This is a genomic window from Rhodococcus sp. Leaf233, assembly GCF_001426165.1.
In the GTDB taxonomy this organism is placed as follows: domain Bacteria; phylum Actinomycetota; class Actinomycetes; order Mycobacteriales; family Mycobacteriaceae; genus Rhodococcoides; species Rhodococcoides fascians.
On the sequence record NZ_LMRO01000004.1, the window covers coordinates 1 to 21,447 of the forward strand.

General features: G+C 64.6%; 16 protein-coding genes. 8 read left to right on the plus strand and 8 right to left on the minus strand.

Features of this window, described 5'->3' with window-relative positions:
- Window positions 1–137: 137 nt before the first annotated feature.
- Entirely contained in the window at window positions 138–1,604 is a 1,467-nt protein-coding gene (locus tag ASH04_RS06815; protein WP_032371394.1) for a CCA tRNA nucleotidyltransferase, read from the minus strand.
- 101 nt (window positions 1,605–1,705) lie between these two features.
- Between ASH04_RS06815 and ASH04_RS06820 the strand changes: the two genes are divergently transcribed.
- The 8 genes from ASH04_RS06820 to ASH04_RS06855 all read left to right on the plus strand — a co-directional run bounded on the left by ASH04_RS06820 (window position 1,706) and on the right by ASH04_RS06855 (window position 13,199).
- Window positions 1,706–2,281, plus strand: coding sequence for an NUDIX hydrolase (locus ASH04_RS06820; RefSeq protein WP_032373580.1), 576 nt, complete (start codon window positions 1,706–1,708; stop codon window positions 2,279–2,281).
- Between the two features lie 2 nt (window positions 2,282–2,283).
- Complete coding sequence (locus ASH04_RS06825) at window positions 2,284–4,686, plus strand: DUF6049 family protein (protein WP_235579955.1); 2,403 nt, start codon at window positions 2,284–2,286, stop codon at window positions 4,684–4,686.
- On the plus strand, window positions 4,683–8,873 hold the full coding sequence (gene murJ / locus ASH04_RS06830; protein WP_057473144.1) for a murein biosynthesis integral membrane protein MurJ: 4,191 nt from the start codon (window positions 4,683–4,685) through the stop codon (window positions 8,871–8,873). Before ASH04_RS06825 ends, murJ begins: the two co-directional genes overlap by 4 nt.
- Window positions 8,874–8,972: 99 nt before the next feature.
- Window positions 8,973–9,554, plus strand: coding sequence for an RNA polymerase sigma factor SigM (sigM, locus tag ASH04_RS06835; RefSeq protein ID WP_045841535.1), 582 nt, complete (start codon window positions 8,973–8,975; stop codon window positions 9,552–9,554).
- A gap of 59 nt (window positions 9,555–9,613) precedes the next feature.
- Window positions 9,614–10,372 carry a hypothetical protein gene (locus ASH04_RS06840; RefSeq protein ID WP_057473145.1) on the plus strand — a complete coding sequence of 253 codons (759 nt, stop codon included), beginning with the start codon at window positions 9,614–9,616 and terminating at the stop codon, window positions 10,370–10,372.
- A gap of 125 nt (window positions 10,373–10,497) precedes the next feature.
- The gene (gene trxB, locus ASH04_RS06845) at window positions 10,498–11,487 is read left to right on the plus strand and encodes a thioredoxin-disulfide reductase (RefSeq protein ID WP_032373578.1); all 990 of its coding nucleotides are present in this window, start codon (window positions 10,498–10,500) and stop codon (window positions 11,485–11,487) included.
- Window positions 11,488–11,534: 47 nt separating this feature from the next.
- Window positions 11,535–11,867, plus strand: coding sequence for a thioredoxin (gene trxA, locus ASH04_RS06850; protein ID WP_008711582.1), 333 nt, complete (start codon window positions 11,535–11,537; stop codon window positions 11,865–11,867).
- Window positions 11,868–12,005: 138 nt separating this feature from the next.
- Window positions 12,006–13,199: an N-acetylmuramoyl-L-alanine amidase gene (locus tag ASH04_RS06855; protein ID WP_032371397.1), complete on the plus strand. Its 1,194-nt coding sequence runs from the start codon at window positions 12,006–12,008 to the stop codon at window positions 13,197–13,199.
- 38 nt (window positions 13,200–13,237) lie between these two features.
- Here the strand turns inward: ASH04_RS06855 and ASH04_RS06860 are convergent, their stop codons facing one another.
- The 7 genes from ASH04_RS06860 to yidC form a co-directional block, all read right to left on the minus strand.
- Window positions 13,238–13,918 carry a hypothetical protein gene (locus ASH04_RS06860; RefSeq protein WP_057473146.1) on the minus strand — a complete coding sequence of 227 codons (681 nt, stop codon included), beginning with the start codon at window positions 13,916–13,918 and terminating at the stop codon, window positions 13,238–13,240.
- Between the two features lie 235 nt (window positions 13,919–14,153).
- Window positions 14,154–15,230 (minus strand): ParB/RepB/Spo0J family partition protein, encoded by a 1,077-nt coding sequence (locus ASH04_RS06865; RefSeq protein WP_048318998.1) that lies wholly within the window; start codon window positions 15,228–15,230, stop codon window positions 14,154–14,156.
- 3 nt (window positions 15,231–15,233) lie between these two features.
- A complete protein-coding gene (locus ASH04_RS06870; RefSeq protein WP_027495008.1) occupies window positions 15,234–16,235 on the minus strand; it encodes a ParA family protein in 1,002 nt (333 codons plus the stop codon).
- A gap of 76 nt (window positions 16,236–16,311) precedes the next feature.
- Window positions 16,312–16,989, minus strand: a complete 678-nt coding sequence (rsmG, locus tag ASH04_RS06875) for a 16S rRNA (guanine(527)-N(7))-methyltransferase RsmG (protein ID WP_032371601.1) — start codon at window positions 16,987–16,989, stop codon at window positions 16,312–16,314.
- Between the two features lie 1,579 nt (window positions 16,990–18,568).
- Complete coding sequence (locus ASH04_RS26455; RefSeq protein ID WP_156394497.1) at window positions 18,569–18,742, minus strand: hypothetical protein; 174 nt, start codon at window positions 18,740–18,742, stop codon at window positions 18,569–18,571.
- Between the two features lie 902 nt (window positions 18,743–19,644).
- The gene (locus ASH04_RS06885; protein WP_032385249.1) at window positions 19,645–20,328 is read right to left on the minus strand and encodes a Jag family protein; all 684 of its coding nucleotides are present in this window, start codon (window positions 20,326–20,328) and stop codon (window positions 19,645–19,647) included.
- Between the two features lie 25 nt (window positions 20,329–20,353).
- A complete protein-coding gene (yidC, locus tag ASH04_RS06890) occupies window positions 20,354–21,445 on the minus strand; it encodes a membrane protein insertase YidC (RefSeq protein ID WP_032385250.1) in 1,092 nt (363 codons plus the stop codon).
- Window positions 21,446–21,447: the final 2 nt, after the last annotated feature.

Sequence of the window (21,447 nt, forward strand, 5' to 3'; positions counted from 1 at the left end):
CCAGAACGTCATCCGAACCTGATGTGAGAAACCCGGGTGAACCATCGCAAACATCCCTAATGATCAGGCACGTTGCAACCACCGCTCGAATCCGCCCGTAGTGGGCTACGAAGTTCCGCGCACGTGCGCGGGACGCGCTACTGCGTCGGCCACCACTCGAGCAGCGCAGCTTCGGCGTCCTCACGTGAGAGCGGTCCCCGATCGAGGCGCAGTTCCTTCAGGTATTTCCAGGCCTTGCCCACGTCGGGACCGGCGGGGATACCGAGCAGCTCCATGATCGCGTTGCCGTCGAGGTCGGGACGAACCCGCGCCAGGTCCTCTTGCTCGGCGATGCGGGCGATGCGCTCTTCGAGATCGTCGTAGGTGGCTTGCAGGGCAGCCGCTCGACGCTTGTTCCTGGTGGTCGAATCTGCTCGAACCAGCTTGTGCAACTTGGGCAGTAGCTCGCCGGCATCGGTGGCGTAGCGACGCACCGCCGAGTCGGTCCACTGACCCTTGCCGTACCCGTGGAATCGCAGATGCAGGAACACCAGATGCGAGACGTCCTCGATCATCTTCTTCGAATACTTCAACGCGCGCATACGCTTTCGCACCATCTTGGCCCCGACGACCTCGTGGTGGTGAAAGCTGACGCCGCCGCCGGGCTCGTTACGTTTGGTATCGGGCTTGCCGATGTCGTGCAGCAGTGCGGCCCAACGCAATACGAGATCGGGGTCGCCGTCCTCGAGATCGATGGCCTGCTTCAGAACGGTCAACGAATGCCAGTACACGTCCTTGTGCTGATGATGCTCGTCGATTTCGAGCTTCATGTTCGGCACCTCGGGAATGATGCGCTGCGCCAGACCGGTCTCGCACATCACGTCGATGCCCTCGATCGGGTGGGCACCGAGAATCAGCTTGTCCAGCTCCACCTGAATGCGCTCGGCGGTGATGCGGTCGATCTGATCGGCCATGTCGACGATGGCGCTGTGCACCCGCGGCAACAACGAGAAACCGAGTTGCGACACGAATCGAGCCGCGCGCAGCATCCGCAGCGGATCGTCACCGAACGACGTTTCCGGTGCCGACGGGGTATCGAGAACGCCCTCGAGCAACGCGTCCATGCCGCCGAGCGGATCGACGAACTCCTGCACGCCGTCCGCACCCAACCGCACGGCCATGGCGTTGACGGTGAAATCGCGTCGAACGAGATCTTCTTCGAGGCTGCTGCCGTACTGCACCTCGGGGTTACGCGAGACCTGGTCGTACGAATCGGTGCGGAACGTCGTGATCTCGATCTGCTGGCCGTCCTTCGCCGCACTGATCGTTCCGAACGCGATGCCCGTATCCCACTGATGGTCCGCCCACCCGGACAGCAGCGTCTGAACGACCTCCGGCCTGGCGTCGGTGGTGAAATCCAGATCGGTTCCCAAACGACCGAGAACCGCGTCCCGAACGGACCCACCGACGAGGTAGAGCTCGTGGCCCGCGGCGGCGAACAACGCGCCCAGCGGGGTCAATACCGGCGCGAGTTCACGCAACGTCACCGCAGCTGCAGCCAGCAACCTTTCCCGGCGCGCATCGGCGTGCTCGGGGGAAACGGAAGACAGGGACTGATCGGCCACGGTGGAAGAGCCTACTGGCGCAGTATCGACCGGATCGTCTCGGCCATCGGCCACGGTGCGGCAAGCCGGAGCGGGGCGCCGAGGCAACTAGTATGGATCGGGTGTCTGCTGCCGAACGTGCGAACAGGAGCCGCCGCAACCCGCGGCGGCGTCAAGCACGCGCCGACACCGAAGCACCCAAGCTGCGGACCGTCCGAGAAACCTCTGCCGGAGGCCTGGTGGTCGACGGCCTCGACGGCCCGCCTGCCACCCGCTGCGCAGCCCTGATCGGCCGCACCGACCGGCGCGGACGCCTGCTCTGGTCCCTGCCCAAAGGACACATCGAGCAGGGCGAAACCGCCGAGCAGACGGCCATGCGCGAGGTCGCCGAGGAAACCGGCATCCGCGGCACCGTGCTGGCGTCGCTGGGAAGCATCGACTACTGGTTCGTCACCGAAGGCCGCCGAGTCCACAAGACCGTTCACCACTATCTCCTCCGCTTCCTGGGCGGTGAACTGTCCGACGAGGATCTCGAGGTCACCGAAGTCGCCTGGGTACCGCTGAGCGAACTGCCGTCCCGACTCGCCTACGCCGACGAACGCAAACTCGCCGCCATCGCCACCAGACTCATCGAGGACATGAACGGCGAGCAGACAACCGGCGGCGACACGAACGCACCCACGCCCGGCGGGAAGTGATCGTGCGGGCCCGGAAGGTCGCTGCCGCCGCATTGACCTCGTTTTTCCTCGCTGCAGCGCCGGCCGTCGGCACCGCAGCACTGGTACCCCAAAAGCTCCCTACTGCCGCGGCGCAACCAGATTCCGCCGGAGACACCAGCGGCACGACCAGCGCCGTTCCCGATACCCCGATGACGCAGGCCGGCGATCCGTTCCTGACGCTGAGCATCGACACGGTCGCCCCCTCGACGGTCACCACCAGCAGCGATCCGTTCGTCACGGTTCGCGCGACAGTGAAGAACACCGGCGATCGACGCGTCGACGACGTCAGCGTTCGCCTACAGGGTGCGGCGGCCATCGACACGACGTCCGGTCTGCGGACCTCGCTCACCCTCGACCAGGAAAGGTTCGACCGCGTCGGGACTTTCGTCACGGTCGCGGAGTCGCTGGAAAAGGACCAGAGCCGCCAGTTCGATCTGTCGATGCAGCTACGAAGCAGTACCGAGCCCTCACTCGGGATCGACGCTCCCGGCGTTTACCCCCTACTTCTCAACGTCAACGGCACCCCCGAGTACGGCGGGACGGCTCGACTCGACGACGCCCGCTTCCTGCTACCCGTCGTGGGACTGCCGCGGAATCCCGGTCAGCTCGACCCCGCAGCGCCTGACGCGATGCCGCTACCCCCCAACACCCGGAATCCCGTAGCGATGACGGTGTTGTGGCCACTCGCCGACATTCCCCGTCTCGCAGCCGGAATCCCCGGTTCCATCGACGATCGAGTGCGTTTGATCGACGACGACCTGGCGAGCCAGCTCGCCGCTGGTGGTCGCCTCGATACCCTGCTCAAAGCCCTGGAATTCGCGACGCAGCCCGGTCTCGATCCCGACGGCAAACTGGCGTCGAGCCTGTGCATCGGCATCGATCCCGACCTGCTGGTCACCGTCTCGAACATGACCCGCGGCTACCTCGTCGTCGACAACCCGGCCGATCCGGCCAGCTCCGCGCGGGAGGGCTCCGGCAGCGGGGCCGCAGCCCAGTGGTTGACACGGCTCGAGGCACTGGCGTCGAACACGTGCGTGACGGCCCTGCCGTTCGCTCAGGCCGACCTCGCCGCCGTCGCCGACATCGGTGATTCCTCGCTGCTCAGCAGCGCTGTCGCCGCCCCGGCCGACATCGTCGACGGCATCCTCGGCATCAGCTCGTTACGCGGTTTCACCTGGAGTGCCACCGGCGGCGTCGACGCAGGCGCTGCGGACGCGCTGAGATCGTCGGGAACCGGGACCGTCCTCGTCGCCGACAACAGCATCAGCCCACCCACGTCGTCGCCGACATCTCTGCTGGTGTCCACCGACACCGCGCCGACCGCCGCCGATCCGACGGGTGCCTTGGCCGCCACCCACTACGACTCGGCGACCACCGCGGCACTGGCCGGCGTCGGGACGACCCCGTCGACCCCGGCCTTGACCCCGGCGAATCAACGCTTCGACCTGGGCACCGACTCCCGCACCGCACGGCTGCAGGACGCCCTCGGCGCCATCAATTTCCACGCCCTCGTCGGTGCCGATCGACCCGGCCGCACGGTGACCGTCGCACCGCCGCAGTACTGGACCGCGGGAGGAGACGAACCGTCGGCAATCCTGTCGACGGTGTCCTCGCTGTTGCGTTCGGGCCTGGCGACGCCTCGTCCGCTGCCCGGCCTGATCACCGAGCCCCCCACCGGAATCCCGGTGACCAGCATCGATGTGCCGACCGATCTCGATGCGTCCGCCATCGACACGGTCCGAACGCAGAGCGCACGCGTGGACACCCTGGCGCAGTCGCTGGTCGAGGATCCCCAGTCCGCACTGACTCCGCGCCTGTACACCGCCCCGCTGCGAGAGGACATGCTCCGCGCCCTGTCGACCGCGGGTCGCGCCAGCGCCGAAGGCGAGGACGCCGCGGCCATGGCACGCACCCGTCTCACCGCGACCCGCGTCGGACTCGACACCGTCTACGGATCGGTGACCGTGCTGGCCCCGGGCGGCGTCTACACACTCGCCTCCGAGCAGAGTCCGCTGCTGCTCGTGGCCCGCAACGACCTACCGGTGCCGGTCAACGTGCTCCTCCGAGTGGACGCACCACCGGAGATGACGATCAGCGACGTCGGTGTGACCCAACTTCCGGCGCGCGGATCGCGAACCATCACCGTGCCCGCCGAGGTGGACGACAAACGCAATCTGTCGGTCGACTTCTCCGTCACCACCCTCGACGGCACCCGGCTCGGCGAGGTATCGACGGTGTCGGTTCGATCGAACGCATACGGTCAAGCTCTCGCGATAATTACCGCCTGCGCCGGCGCGCTCCTACTGTTGCTTGCAGGCCGACGACTCTGGCACCGATTCCGAGGACAACCCGACCCGGCCGACGAAGGGTACGAGAGACCATGACAGGCAATGTGCCGTACGACGGCGACCTGCCCCGGTCACGCATGCCCGCAGCGCAGGTGTTCCGGCGCACGACGCCCCCACGCCCCGCCCCCTGGGAGCGGCAACCACGACCGGAGATGCGTTCCTATCCGGCACCGCCCCCGCTCGACGGTCAACCGGCAGCGGACGACTCCGCAACTCAGCTCATCCCACGATTCCGGGACGAGGACTACCCACCCGCCGCGCCATCGGGAAACAGTCCTCCGCCGCAGACACCACCGGGCGGCAACGAGTCACCACCGCAGCCCGAACCCAGACCTCAGAAGTCGTTGCTGGCCGCCTCCGGTTCCATTGCGGTGGCGACCCTCGTCAGCCGGATCACCGGATTCGCCAAGCAAGTAGCCATGACGGCCACCCTGGGTGCCGGCCTTGCCAGTGCGTTCACCGTCTCGACGATTCTCCCGAACATGATCTCCGAGCTGGTGCTCGGTGCCGTCCTCGGAGCGATCGTCGTTCCTGTCCTGGTACGCGCAGAACAAGAGGACGCCGACGGCGGACGTGACTTCGTCCGACGCCTGTTCACCATTGCGGTCGCGCTGCTCGGCACCGTGGCGTTGGCCGCAACCATCGCTGCGCCGCTGCTGGCGCGTCTGATGCTCAACGGTGATCCGAAGGTCAACGAGGACCTGACCATTGCCTTCACCTATCTGGTGTTGCCGGCGCTGATGTTCTACGGGCTCTCCGGCTTGCTCACCGCGGTGCTCAACACCCGACAGAACTTCAAACCCGGTGCGTGGGCACCGGTGTTCAACAACCTCGTGGTTCTTGCGGTGTTCGGCATCTACTTCCTGATGCCGGGTGAGATCACCGTCAACCCGGTCGACATGACGAACCCGCAGCTGTTGATCATCGGCCTCGGCGTCACCACCGGTGTCATCACGCAGGTACTGGCGCTGATCCCTGCGCTTCGCCGCGAGAAGATCGACCTGCGCCCACTCTGGGGGTTCGACGCGCGCCTGAAGAAGTTCGGCGCGATGGCGGCCGCAATCGTGCTCTACGTCGTCATCAGTCAAATCGGTCTGATCGTCGCCACCAACATCTCGTCGGGAGCCGACGACGCGAGCCCCACGATCTATTCCCAGGCCTGGATCGTGCTGCAGTTGCCGTACGGCATTCTCGGCGTCACGGTTCTGACGGCGATCATGCCCCGACTCAGTCGTAATGCCGCCAACGGTGACACGCCCTCGGTCGTCGACGATCTCTCCGTCGCCACTCGGCTGACGATGGTCGCGATGGTCCCGATCGTCGTGTTCCTGACGTTCGCGGGGCCGTGGGTGGGCGAGGCGCTGTACGGGTTCGGCAAGTTTGCGCCCGACGCCAACCGGCTGGGTGAGGCCGTGAGCTGGTCGGCGTTCTCCCTTATCCCGTACGCGCTGGTCCTGATCCACCTGCGCGTGTTCTACGCCCGCGAGCAGGCCTGGACGCCCACCTGGATCGTCCTCGGCATCACCGCCGTCAAGATCGGCCTGTCGTTGCTCGCCCCGATCGTCGCAACCGATCCGGAACAAGTGGTACTGCTCCTCGGTACCGCGACCGGCCTCGGCTACACCGCAGGTGCCGTCATCGGCGGATACCTGCTGCACAAGAGCCTCGGCAACCTGCGGATGGCCAACGTCGGGAAGACTGTCTGGCTGGTTCTCATCGCCTCGCTGGCCGGCGGCGCAGCCATGCTCGCCATCGACCGGATCGTCGGATTCGACGCCATGGCGAACGGCTGGATCGGCAACTTCGTGCGCGTCGCGATGGACGCCGTCATCATGCTCGGCATCACGTTCTCCATCCTGTGGTTCGGCAAGATTCCCGAAGTACTGGCCGTCACCGTCGCGTTGAGCCGGCTCGTCCGCCGGGTCCTCGGACGGTCGGCCCCGCCCGAGCCTGCGACGTCCGGTTCGGTGCCGGATCCGGCTGCCGCGGAAACCAGCGTGATTCCTGTTATTCGAACCGAGCCCACATGGGACACTGCGCGGGATCGACTCCCGTACCCTGGTCAACGGCACCCGGGGGCAGACGCCCCTGCAGGTCGACCGCTTGAAGAACAACACGGGGCATATTCGCCTGAAGGAGTAACAGTGACCGACGACGATGTTGCTGGGGGGCCGGCACAGTCTCCAGCAAACGAAGCCGACCGAACGAGCGGCGGAGTCGAAGTCGACACCCAGGACCGCACCGAGCCCGTGAAGGCCGAGTCTGCTGCGTCGTCGAAAGCACCCGAGTCGAAAGCACCCGAGTCGAAGACAGCGGACCCGAAAGCACCTGATTCTTCGGAGAAGCCGAGCACACCCAGCACGCCTGAGTCGGCGGCAGCATCGAGTGCCGAGGCCACCGAGAAGAAGGAAACCACAGCGTCCGCTCCCAAGGATCAGACGATCGCGATCTCCAAGGCAGCGCTGGCCGCCAAGCCGTCGGACAAGACCGTCTCCATCTCGAAGGCGAAGCTGCCGGTCGACGACGCGAGCAAGGCCGAGCCGAAGACCGACAGCACACCGGTGGAGGCGACGAAGAAGTCAGCTGCAGTCGACACACCAGTAGCACCGAAGCCGACGACGGACAAAGCTGCCGAAAAACCAGCCGAGGACCAGGCCCCCGCGGACGCCCCCGGGCGCACCCTTCGCGGACCGACGCTGATTCCCGGCGCTTCGGTGGCCGGGGGACGCTACCGCCTGTTGGCACCGCACGGTGGAGCTCGCGGGCTCAAGTTCTGGCAGGCCCACGACGTCAAGCTCGACCGTGAGGTCGCGTTGACGTTCGTCGACGCCGATCAGCAGTCCACCGCGTCACCCAACGACCGCACCCAGGGCCCGCAGGCAATCCTGTCCCGGACGCTGCGCCTCGGTCGGATCAACTCTCCCGGCCTCGCCCGGGTGCTCGACGTGGTGCGCGGTAGCTCCGGCGGCATCGTCGTCGCCGAGTGGACTCCCGGTCGCTCGCTGCGCGAGATGGCCGATACGGTTCCTGCCCCCACCGGGGCCGCTCGTGCGATCAAGGTCCTGGCCGCCGCGGCCGAGGCTGCGCACCGAAGCGGCGGCGCACTGTCGATCGACCACCCCGATCGTGTACGCATCAGTACCAGCGGCAACGCCGTCCTGGCGTTTCCCGCGACTCTGGCGGACGCCGACTCCAGTTCGGACGTCCGTGGTCTCGGTGCCATGCTCTACGCCCTGATCACTGCACGCTGGCCGTTGTCGGACACCACCGGAGAAGCCGTCGTCCCCGGTGACGCGGCATCCCTGCGCAGCGTCGGCGGCATGCGTCCGGCCGATCGGGACGACAAGGGTGCGCCGCGCGAGCCTCGCGAAATTCGCCCCGACGTTCCGTTCGAGATCTCTGCCGTCGCGGTACGAGCGCTCGAGCAGAACAGTGGCATTCGCACCGCCGCGACGGTGCAGCACGTTCTCGATCAGGCCGCGGTGGTCAACGACAAGACCGACCTGATGCCGGCACTGCGACTGGGCCAGCGTGCCCCGGGAGCCAGCGGTCACTCGCTCGCAGACCCAGAAGAGCTGGCCGCAGAGAAGGCGAAGTCGACGCGAACCAACATCGCCATCGCCGTTCTCGGCGCTCTGACGGTGCTGATTCTGGCGTTCGCCGGCTATTGGTTGTTCACCTCCATCGCGGGCGACAACACCGATGCGCCGCTGGACAGCCAGGAGTTCGGACTGACGACCCCGGCTGCCGCACCGCCGGCCGGCGACACCGCTGCGCCCCCGGCACCGACAGGTGGGCCCGTCGCGATGAGCGATGTCAGCGTCTTCTCCCCACAGGGGTCTGCAGACAACCCGGGCACGGCATCGAACGTGATCGACAACAACCCCAGCACGGCGTGGACCACCGACTCCTACTTCCAGCAGTTCCCGGCGTTGAAGAACGGTGTCGGACTGCTCGTCACCATCCCGTCGTCCACGCTGAAGAACGCGTGGATCGAATCGACGTCGCCGGGAACGGTCGTCGAGATCAGGTCCGCTCCCAACGATTCCCCGAGCCTCGGCGACACCACGCTGCTCGGTGAAGCCACTCTGCAGAACGGCCGCACCGACATCGCACTCGACGGCACCGAACCCACCGGCAACGTCCTGGTGTGGATCACCACCCTCGGAGAGCAGGGTGGCCGCATCGCTACCTCGATCTCCGGGATCGGTTTCGACACGTAAAACCGGCGATACAGAGGCAAATCGCGTTCGTTTCGTACTTCGCGGTATCGATGGCCTAGGCTCCCCCCAATGCGTTAACACGGGGGGAGCCGTTTTCGTATGACCGAACGTATCGATTCGGCGCTGGGGGAGCGCACGGATGCGGAATTGTTGGCTGCTCATGCAGCCGGTGAGCCGACCGCATTCGCCACGTTGATCCATCGCCATCAGGAACACCTGTGGCTCACGGCACGCCGCACGAGCTACACACCCGAGGACGCATCCGACGCGTTGCAGGAGGCGTTGCTCTCCGCGCATCGAACGGCCGGGTCGTTTCGCGCGGACGCTGCAGTCCGCAGTTGGTTGCACAAGATCGTCGTCAACGCGTGCCTCGATCGCATTCGCCGAAACAAGGCACGTCCGTCGGTTCCGTTGAGCGAGAACGAGAGTCACGAGCCGGTGTCGCCTCGGGACCGAATCTCCGAATCCGAGACCAGCATCCTCGTCCGACAGGCCCTGATGACGCTGCCGCCCGACCAGCGAGCGGCGGTGGTCGTCGTGGACATGGAGGGCTACTCCGTGGCCGACGCCGCAGCGTTGCTGGGGGTTCCCACCGGTACCGTGAAGAGTCGATGCGCTCGCGGCAGACTCAAGTTGTCGACGCAGCTCGCATACCTCAAGGACGCAGGGAACCGAATCTAGACCCCTCGCGTCTAAACCGTGTGAGAGGGAAAGAAGACTCGGCGAAGGGAGGTAGGAACGTGTCGTCGAACACCGACGCTCTACCCGGTGCCCCGTTCTCACCCGAGTTGCTGGCCGATCTGCATGCAGATGCTCTACCCGAGGACGTCAGCAGTCGGCTGTGGCCGTTGGTGCGTGCCGACGCCGAGGCGATGCGAATACTGGCGACACTGGACACCGTCACCGCTCGGCTGCACGACTTGGGCGAGGATCCGAACGGCACGATGCCCGTTCCCGCCGACGTCGCCCGGCAGATCGATCGCACCCTCGAGACCCTGGCCGACACAGAGTCGGCGGACCGTACCGCCGATGTCCTTCCGCTTCGCAGACCTCCACGTAGCGAGCGTACACGCCGGCACATGATCGTCGGAATCGCCGCTGCTGCAGCACTTCTCGCGGGTGGTTCGGTCACCTTCGCCGCCGTCCTGCACAGCCCGGGCACGTCGGATCCCGTCGTAGCCGAGCCGGGGACCACGCCACCCGACTCGTCCCTCGTTCTCGATTCCACCGATCTCGACTCGAACGTCGCGTTCACCGTCATCGGTAAACGAGACTCCGGCAGCCTGTCGGATCCGGCAGACCTGGCCGCGTGTCTCGACGCCAACGGCGTGGACCCCGCCGCCGCCGTTCTCGGATCCAGTCAGGTTCGAATCGACGGCCGACAGGGAACTCTCCTCGTCCTCGCCGGGGCCGGGCCGGCGAAGTTCATCGCTCTGGCAGTGGGCAACGATTGCCGCGGCGGCAATCCCGATGTCCTCACGCGTCGCGATATCGGCTGACACATCTCTCACCGGGGAACAACTGCCTCTAGGGTGGTGTTGACCAGATGTACGTCGATAGGCAGTGCTCAGTGCACTTTCGCGTCGACGCCAAGAACACGCCGCACAAGATCGGAAGGTCTGCATTGAGTACCCCCAAGGTTCACGATCTCATCATCGTCGGCTCGGGACCGGCCGGATACACCGCCGGTGTCTACGCGGCCCGCGCTGAGCTGGAGCCCATCCTGTTCGAGGGAACCCAGTTCGGCGGTGCCTTGATGACGACGACCGAGGTCGAGAACTTCCCCGGTTTCCGAGAGGGCATCATGGGCCCCGATCTGATGGAGCAGATGCGCGAGCAGGCGCAACGTTTCGGTGCCGACATCCGCACCGAGGACGTCGAGGAGCTCGAGTTGACCGGGCCGATCAAGACCGTCTCGGCGGGCGGCGAGACCTACCGTGCTCGCGCGATCATTCTCGCGATGGGCGCAGCCGCTCGGTACCTCTCCATTCCCGGTGAGGAGAAGCTCCTCGGACGCGGCGTCAGCGCATGCGCCACCTGCGACGGGTTCTTCTTCCGCGACCAGGACATCGCCGTCATCGGCGGCGGCGACTCGGCAATGGAAGAGGCAACCTTCCTCACGCGCTTCGCCCGCAGCGTGACGATCGTGCACCGCCGCAGCGAGTTCCGTGCGTCGCGCATCATGCTCGAGCGCGCCAAGAAGAACGACAAGATTCGTTTCCTCACCGACACCAAGGTTCTCGAAGTGCTCGGCGACACCAGCGTCACCGGCCTGTCTCTGGAACATGCAGTCACCGGCGAGAAGACGACTCTGGACGTCACCGGGATGTTCGTGGCGATCGGCCACGATCCTCGCAACGAGCTGGTCAAGGGCCAGGTCGAACTCGACGATGCCGGCTACGTCAAGGTCGCATCGCCCACGTCGGCCACCTCGGTCGAAGGCGTGTTCGCTGCAGGCGACCTCGTCGATCACGTCTACCAGCAGGCCATCACCGCTGCGGGTACCGGCTGCACCGCATCCATCGACGCCGAGCGTTGGCTGGCCGAGCAGGGCGACATCACCACCAACACACTCGAGCACGCCGATCAGCCGGTCGACGCCGTCAACGCCTGACCGGTAGCCCCACCACCTGTTTGCAGACCCACACCGAGGAGATACACATGTCCGACGACAAGAGCACAGTCACCATCACCGACGCGTCGTTCGTCGACGACGTTCTGACCAGCGAGAAGCCCGTTCTGGTCGACTTCTGGGCCACCTGGTGCGGCCCGTGCAAGATGGTTGCTCCCGTGCTCGAGGAGATCGCCGCCGAGCACAAGGACAAGCTGACCATCGCCAAGCTCGACATCGACGCCAACCCGCAGGCGGCTCGGGACTTCAAGGTCATGTCCATCCCGACGCTGATCCTGTTCCAGGGTGGCAAGCCGGTCAAGCAGATCGTCGGCGCAAAGGGCAAGGCCGCGCTGCTCAAGGACCTCGAAGGCGTTATCTGACTCACCCACGCTTGGTGTGGATTGCCGCAGAAGCCTGTCTTTCTGCGACAATCATCTGATGTGCCGATGCTTGCGTCGGCACATCAGCGCATCGAAGTGCGTGTTGACCGTCAGGACGATCGAGAGGGTTTTTCCAGGATGCAGGAGCTCAGTCACGGCGATTCCGGACCCGCCGTCGCCGAGGTCCGCGGCACTCTCTCGGCACTCGGTTTCCTCCACGAGGCCGTGGTTCCGCCCGGCCCGATGGACGACGGCCACTGGACGGCCCCAGGATCGGTGTTCGACCGGGCCCTCGACGGTGCCGTGCGCGCGTTCCAGCAGCATCGCGGCCTACTGGTCGACGGTGTCGTCGGACCGGCCACGTACCGTGCCCTCAAAGAAGCGTCCTACCACCTCGGCGCCCGCACGCTGATCTACCAGCTGTCCGCTCCGCTGTACGGCGACGACGTCGCTACCCTGCAGACACGCCTGCAGGACCTCGGTTTCTACAACGAGCGCGTCGACGGCTTCTTCGGTCCGAAGACGCACGAGGGCCTGTCGTCTTTTCAACGCGAGATCGGTCTGGCACCCGACGGTATCTGCGGCCCGGCGACACTGCGTTCGCTCGACCTCCTCGGAACCCGCGTCACCGGTGGATCGCCCCACGCGATGAGCGAGGAAGAACTCGTACGCAAATCCGGCCCACAGTTGACGGGTAAGCGAATCGTCATCGACCCCGATCTCGGTGGTGCCGACACCGGCCGCATCGTCGACGGCACATTCGGACGCGTCTCCGAATCGGAAATTCTGTGGGATCTGGCCAGTCGTCTCGAAGGCCGAATGGCGGCGACCGGAATGGAAACGTTCCTCTCTCGTGCACGGGGCACCAACCCGTCGGTGGCCGACCGCGCCGAGACCGCCAACGCCTGGGGCGCAGATCTGATGATCTCGCTGCGCTGCGCATCGAGCACCAGTCCTGTGGCCAATGGAGTGGCCAGCTTCCACTTCGGTAACTCGCACGGATCCACCTCGATGATCGGCCAGGTCCTCACCAGCTACGTGCAACGCGAAATCGTTGCTCGCACACCACTTCTCGATTGCCGCAGTCACGGTCGCACGTGGGATCTGTTGCGGCTCACCAACATGCCGACCATCCAGATAGACCTCGGCTACCTCACCAACGAATCCGACGTCGAAGTACTGAGCGATCCGCGATTCCGCGACATCATTGCCGAAGCAATCCTGATCGCCGTCAAGCGGTTGTACCTCCTGGGTCAGGACGACCAACCGACCGGCACGTTCACGTTCGCTGAACTACTGGCCGAGGAACTCGCAGCCGCCGACCGTCCCTGATCGACGGCGCCCCCGCGCCACCGGTCGGAGCCCGTCGTTCAGCGAGCTCCGACCGTCGACTTCTGTTCGATGTCGACCACCGAGATACTCGCCGCCACCAGCAATTGCTCGAGCGCCGATTCGACGTCCTGCTTCCACCCGTGATCGCGATCCAATTCGAGGCGGAGTCTCGGGAACCTGTGATGCGGCGCCACCACCTCGAAGCCGACCTTCTCCAGAAAGTCGGCGTCGATCATGCATGTCGCAGCCGAGCACGTCGCATGTGCCGTCGCGTTGGGAATTGCCGGCGACGCGTCGTCCGCATTGTGGCGAATGCCGAAGGCCTCCAAGGCACGAACACCACGATTGACGAGATCGCCGACCACGGCCCGAATCAGGGTTGCCGAATGCAGATCCGCATCGGCCGGGGAATCGATACGAAGCTGGGTCAGTAGGACCGCGTCGGGACTGACGGGCGAAGTAGGGAAGGTCGACGCCCGAGGAACTGCGCGGGGCGGGCAGTACAGCGCACACCCGATCGTGTCGCCGTCCACGGACAACAGCTGTCCGCACGATCCCCACTCCAGCATGATCGTCGACAGCCACACCTCGTTCTCGAATTCGAGGTCCACTGCCGCGCCGTCGGACGTGGGATCGAGGACCCAGAAGCTACACCGCCGAGAATGTGCCGGCAGATGTTCGAACGAGCCGAGGGTCACTCCGGTCACCATCGCCGACACCGCGTACCTCAGCCTCCGTGCAGTCGTTCCACCGCTCGATTCTCGGTGGGGAGCCGATTCTCTCCTCGACCAGGATAGGCGACGGGGTCGCGCTACCTGGTGATCGGGGAAGATCCTCGAAACCTAGTGCATCACAATAGTTTTCGATCCATCTTGCCGTTTTCGGGACCACTCGTCGTCGATATACGTCACAGTGACGTTACGCCCTGGTATGACTGGTCCTGAAAAAACGCGGCTACTTTTTCTTCTGAGCTTCCATCATCTCGACGATTCTCTGAAGGTCGTCGACCGACCCGAATTCGACGACGATCTTGCCCTTTCGCTTACCCAGACTCACTGTCACCCTCGTATCGAACGAATCCGAGAGGCGATCGGCCACATCCTGAAGGCCCGGCATCTGGATCGGCTTGCGCTTCGCCGCCGGTTCGGGGGACTTACCGTCCTCGCGATTGGCGAGAGTGACGGCTTCTTCCGTCGCTCGAACCGAGAGACCCTCGGCCACGATGCGCGCAGCCAACGATTCCTGTGCATCCGATCCCGCGTCCAACGACAGCAGCGCGCGTGCATGTCCCGCCGACAGAACACCGGCTGCGACACGTCTCTGTACCGGAATCGGCAGCTTCAGCAGACGGATCATGTTGGTCACGACGGGGCGTGACCGTCCGATCTTGGCCGCGAGCTCCTCGTGCGTGACATCGAATTCTTCGAGGAGCTGCTGATATGCGGCCGCCTCTTCGAGGGGATTGAGCTGCACGCGATGGATGTTTTCGAGCAGTGCGTCGCGCAGCATTGCGTCGTCTGCGGTTTCCCGGACGATCGCGGGGATCTTCTCCAGGCCCGCTTCCTGGCTCGCGCGCCACCGCCGCTCGCCCATGACGAGTTGATACTTGGCATCTCCTGCAGCTGCAGAACCGGATACGAGGCGCACCACGATCGGCTGCATGAGACCGAATTCGCGAATCGAGTGCACCAGTTCGGCAAGGGATTCGTCGTCGAAGACGTGCCTCGGCTGCTTGGGATTCGCCTCGATTCGGTCCGGCGAGATCTCCCGATACACGGCACCGACGGGGGAGAGGTCGTCCCCGTTCAGCACCGGCGGCGTCGGAGTGGGTGCCGTTGCGGTCTCTGTGGTGTCGTCGGACGCCGCTGCCCGCTTGGGCTTCGTCGACGTGTCCGGCTTGTCCTTGGCGTTGCGGTCGGCACCGATGATGACGTCGGCTGCTGCATTACCGAGGCGCGGTCCGGCATCGGGGCCCGTGGGGATGAGCGACGCGAGTCCGCGCCCCAGACCGCCCTTACGTGCTTGACTCATGTCCTACTTCTTTCGTGCGTCGATGCCGGCCGAGCGAGCAGCGAGCTCTCGTCCGGCGTCCAAGTAACTCATTGCTCCACGCGAGCCCGGGTCGTAATCCAACACCGTCATGCCGTACCCGGGTGCCTCGGAGACCTTCACACTGCGCGGAATCACGGCACGTAGCACGGCATCACCGAAGTGCTTGCGCACTTCCTCGGCGACCTGATCGGCCAGTTTGGTGCGGCCGTCGTACATCGTGAGGATGACGGTCGAGACGTGCAATTCAGGATTGAGATGGGACTGAACCAACTCGATATTCCGAAGCAGCTGCCCCACACCCTCCAGTGCGTAGTACTCGCATTGAATGGGAATCAGCACCTCGGTGGCCGCCACAAGGGCATTGACTGTCAGCAGACCGAGTGACGGTGGGCAGTCGATGAGGATGAAATCGGCGTCGAGTCCGGCCAATTCCTCGACCGACAACGCCGTCTTGAGGCGTCCTTCCCGGGCCACCATCGAGACCAACTCGATCTCCGCGCCCGCGAGGTCGATCGTTGCCGGGATGCAGAACAACCGCTCACTGTGCGGACTCTGCTGGATCGCGTCTTTGGCCTTCACTTCGCCGATGAGCACCTCGTAGCTCGACGGCACACCGGAATGATGTTCGACGCCCAGTGCCGTGCTGGCGTTGCCCTGAGGGTCCAGATCCACCACCAAGACCGTCAGGCCCTGGAGCGCGAGTGCGGCTGCGAGGTTGACCGCCGTCGTGGTCTTGCCGACGCCACCCTTCTGATTCGCAATCGTCAGCATGCGGCGCTTCGCCGGCTTGGGCAGCGTCACCGATCCCGGGTGAAGGACCTGACTGGCCCGGTGCGCGGCGGCCCCGATCGGGGTGTCGTCGGTCGAAATCGAGTTGGTGTACTCGAAGCCACTCGTCACCCCCGCCTTGTTGGCGGCTGCGTTCGACGACTTCTTCTTGGACTCTGTTTCACGTGAAACAGCGGGATCCGACCCACCCGACATATGTGCTCCTTAGTGCGGAACTGAATGTGTTCTACGTTCGATACAAACGGCGCGGGGCGATTCCCGCAATCGATCATCAGTGGCGACTGAGCCGCCGCGGCTCACGGACTGCCCTGACGACGATGGTGGGTGTCGGGAGAAGACCGACACCGCACTCCACGACCTCCAGCTTGCCAGCACCCATACGGGTGAGGGAAGTCCTGTCGCGTTCGATCTCTTCACTCGCGCTGGAACCCTTCAGCGCGAGCATCCGGCCGCGTTCGTGAACGAGGGGGAGAGACCATTTGGCGAGCTTCTCCAGCGGGGCCACAGCCCTCGACGTGACGACATCCGCGCCGCCGGCTTCCTTCTTCACGCCGGGCTGCTCGGCCCGCCCACGTACGACCAACACGTTCAGATCGTGCTCGTCGATGAACTCGGCCAGATAGACGGTTCTCCGAAGAAGAGGCTCGACGAGCGTCACCCGAAGATCCGGTCGAGCGATGGCAAGAGGGATACCGGGCAGACCGGCACCGCTGCCGATGTCGACCACAGTCTCGCCCTCGTCGATGAGCTCGCCGATCGCAGCGCAATTGAGGATATGCCGCTCCCAGAGTCGCGGAACTTCGCGCGGACCGATCAGCCCCCGTTCGACTCCGGCGGTAGCCAAGGACTCGTGATATCTCCGAGCGAGATCCAGTCGATCTCCGAACATCTGCTCGGCGACGGCCATCAACTCGGTGCTATCCGACGCTTCTTGTTCCACGTGAAACATCATCCCGTGCTCGGGCACGGATCGCCAAACGACACCTCTGTAAGTTGCTGAGATCGCGAGGTTCCGGGAGTTGGAGTCCCGATTCGATGGGTCGAGCACACCCGGACCGCCGTCCGCGCGCCCCCTCCGATTTCAAAGTCCATTCTTCCCCACACTTCGCCGTTGCAGAGTACGCCGGTGTTTCACGTGAAGCCGCGCCACGGTCCGACGGCTGGGGAGGCGACGGTTGCGTGTACTTCGAGCGACCGACCCGGGTGTTCTCAGCGCCCGATGCACTCGCGCACAATTGATATCGCCTAGGACTTCCCGGCCCGGCGATGGTGAATGAGATACCCGTACGGCCAGAACCATCCGGTATGGGACCCTTTCCCGTCGCCTATCCGATCCGGGAGCGCCTGCTGGGAACGCGAAGTGGATCGCTGTTCTATGCCCTCCGCCGTCGTGCGTCCTCGGTCGGGCCGCATACGACCGTTGCTATATGGACACTCGGCGAGCCCGCCAAGGGACGCACCCCAATCGGCACATTGACCCGACCAGCCGTCACGGGTCCCACACAATCCGCCGATGCAATGAGGCCACCCGAGGACGGCGTTGGGGACCGCGTTCAGTGAAATGCATCTGCCATCCCCGCCCAGGATTTGAGCAACCAGTTCGCCGAGACGAGTCGTAACTCTGACAGCCGTCTCCGTGCTGTCGGGCGTCGCCCTCCGCTGTTTCACGTGAAACCGGACAGACACTCTGGTCGAACAGAGTCGGCAGAGTCGTCGCGCGAATAACACCGCAATCGATCATGCCTCGACCGAGCCCTCTACGCGTCGCTCTCGCTCTCGACCGCCGCCCGCCCCACAGCACCGAGCTCGAAGCCGACTCCGCAGCCCCTCGTTGGGACCGGCTCTTGCGACCACCCGCCGTGGGGTCGTTTGCGATTGGCACCCACGCTTTCGGATCCAACCGGACAGCTTCGGGCATCGTTTGACCTGTCGGAAAATGTCGCGCGGCTCGGACTGCTCCTCGCGCCCGCCTACCGCCGGCTGTCGCGAGCACTAGGCGACCGGGCGTAGGATCGACGCCCGGTTCGGACTGCTCCTCAAGCCGGGCCCGCCGAATGTCGTGAGCATCGGCTGGAGCGTATTCAAAACCGTCGGACGCTTCGATGGCACGATCGTGCCCTCGAACGTGTTTCACGTGAAACACGATCCGACTCTCCGCGGGTCACGTTCGCCGTCGACGTCGCCGTAGTCTCGATGACCGTCAGTCCGGATCGGCGCCAAGTTCTACAACGGGTCCTACTGACGATCAGTCTGGACGTCAGATTCGCAGGCGACCGTCGGTTGCCTCCGATCGGTTGGACCACATCACCCGCAGACGCAATTCGAGGACGACGCCTGCACGGCGATCGAGAGCGGCGACGTCGATCCCTCCTCGAGCAATTGGGGTCGGAAGCATAGGGCGAGCCGGCATCAGTCCAATCGAGCCCAGTCTCGATAGGTTGCGACCGGCCAGAAACCCGACTGTTTCACGTGAAACACGCACACGCGTCCGCACCCCTCGTAAGTCACCCGGGGGGAGGTGGTTCTCCCTACACGACCGTCGTGTCCATGATGCGACGCAGGGGCGCACCCAGGATGAGTGATCCTGCGTTCGCAGACACTCGAGATCCGATGCTGGTGTATCGAGTCAAGCTCAGCGTGACGCGACCGACGGTGACTACGAAACTGCCGGCCGCCACACGTAGCCATGGCGAACCAGCCATGATCATCCGACACCACCCTGCATCATCGCCGCCCCTGGATACTCCGCCGTCGCAATCCAGAACAAGGTCATCACAGAATTCACCCAGACGAATCCTGCTACGCCTCATGCCTCTAGAAGTTCGCGCAGCACGCACAGCACGGTGACAACCCACCGTCCGTCGATCGGCCCTCGTCGTCATCCGATAGCGTCTCGGCAATTGAGGAGTACACCTTTTTCCGACACGACAGCAGAGTTCGAGGTCATGAACTAGCCCGGTGTGCGCGCCCGCTGCACCGAGGCCCGCCTGTCATATCGTCGCGAAATGGGCCACGGCGACGAAGTGCCCGTTGTAGCGCGCACCGCGGCAAACTAACCGACGGTCGGATAGTCCGCTGTACCACCGCGGCTGTTTCCTTCCTCGGACTTGGAACTGAGCAACCACGTGCGTTGATGCCGAAAGAACTATGCAGGCGCTTCCGAGCGCTTACACGATGGGCGGTCTCGACTACTCGCAATCGGCTGGGGTCCAAGAGTTGGTTGACACCCTCGACCTCGCCGAGCCGCGAGGCGTTCCTCGATCATCGGTCGTCGACGCACCGGGTCCGGGATCCGGTCGCGTGATCGCTTTGCGCATGACCGCCACAAGGGCGAACCACCTCGACCTCTCGATCGACATCTGCTTCAAGGTTCGTTTCACGTGAAACATCGTCCACGCGTGGAATCACAGGCAGAGCCGCCCTGAACCACCCGTCACAGTGACGAAAGCGTCCGATACCGCTGGGCCCTTCACTTTCCGCCCACGGAGCCCCTACGATCGGCGACACCCGGCACGAATTACACCCGTGCAATTCGAGTTGAGCATTCGACACAAACGACGATGGCCCCCACCGAAGTGGGGGCCATCGCTTATCGACAGTGTCGCTACGCCTTGACGACGACGACCCGTCGAGCGGGTTCGACGCCGGTACTTTCGCTCGCAACGCCGTCGATCTTGGCAACTGCGTCGTGCACGATCTTGCGCTCGAACGGAGTCATCGGAGTCAGTTCCTCACGCTCTCCGGATTCGAGTACTCGACGTGCTGCTTCGGCACCCAGGTTCCCGAGCTCGGTGCGTCGCTTGGCACGCCACCCGGCGACGTCGAGCATCAGCTTGCTGCGCTCGCCCGTCGACTGCTGCACAGCCAGACGGGTCAGTTCCTGCAGAGCGTCGAGTACCTCGCCCTTGCGACCGACGAGCTTGGCGAGATCGTCTCCGCCGTCGATGCTGACGATCGCGCGATCACCCTCCACGTCGAGGTCGATGTCTCCGTCGAAGTCGAGCACGTCCAGAAGCTGCTCGAGGTAGTCGCCGGCGATTTCGCCTTCCTCGACCAAGTAATCCTCGTCGTCTTCGTCGTCTTCACCATCATCCGAATCCGCAGCGTCATCGACACTCGTGGGGACCGACGGAGTCTTCTGTACGGCGTCGTCGACAGTAGCTTCGTCGTCGGACTCCGTCTCGACGGCACTCACCTGATCGGTCTCGACCATCACGTCACCCACTCCATCCCCAGCTGCTGCGTTCCGTACTTCGTCGTTCTGTGCTTCTTCGGCGTGCGCTGCCATGTTCGTCCTTCTCTCGACGTGTCGGTCAGCGCCGCTTGCGCTTGGTCGACTTGTTCCTGTTCGCCTGCGGTCGCGGTTTGCTCGGGGTGGCAGACCCTGACGAAGAGTCCGTCCCGGTACTTGCAGTATCGGTAGTGGATTCGTCATCCGTCGGTGCCATCTTCGAGAGCTTCGGCCGAGCACCGGGCTTGGGCTTTGTCGTCGAGACCGGCTTCACTCCTGGCTTGGGCGCATTCTCCGAGCGCTTCTCGACGGCGGCCGCTACCTTGGCGGCCTCTTCCTTGTCGATCTTGCCGAACACCAGGTGCTGCTGCGCGTAGGTCCAGGTGTTGTTGCTGACCCAGTAGAGCAGGATGGCGACGGGCAACAGTGCACCGAACACCAGAACACCCAGCGGGAACACGTAGAGGGCGAGCTTGTTCATGATGGCGGACTGCGGGTTTGCGGCCGCGGCGGCGCTCTGCCGGGCCACGGACGCACGCGAGTTCAGGTGCGTCATGACGGCCGCAATGATCATCAGCGGAATGGACACAGCCGCGATGACCCACGTGGACGGAATGGTCGCGTCGGGACCGACGGCGAAGGCGTTGAGCTGATCCTGCGGCATGGTGATCCAGGCCGAGATGGGAGCGCCGAACAGGCGGGCATCCAGGAACGACTGCACATCGGCAACGCTGAACGCATAATTCGAGAGTTCGCGGTTCTCTTCCGGACTCAGGCCGAGCTGCCCCACACCGGTACCGGTGCGGTTGAACGAACGGAGCACGTGGAACAGGCCGATGAAGACGGGTGCCTGTGCCAGCACGGGGAGGCAGCCCATCAGTGGGTTGAAGCCGTGTTCCTTCTGCAGCTTCTGCATCTCGACGGCCATTTTTTGCTTGTCTTTGCCGTACTTCTTCTGCAGCGCTTTGATCTGCGGCTGCAGTTCCTGCATCTGCCGCGTCGTGCGGACCTGCTTGACGAAGGGCTTGTACAGGATCAGCCGGAGCGTGAAGACGAGGAAGACGACGGACAATGCCCAGGCGAAGCCATTGCTGGGATCCTGGAACACAAAGCCGAACACCTTGTGCCACACCCAGAGAATCCAGGCAACCGGGTAGTAAATGAAGTCGAGCACGG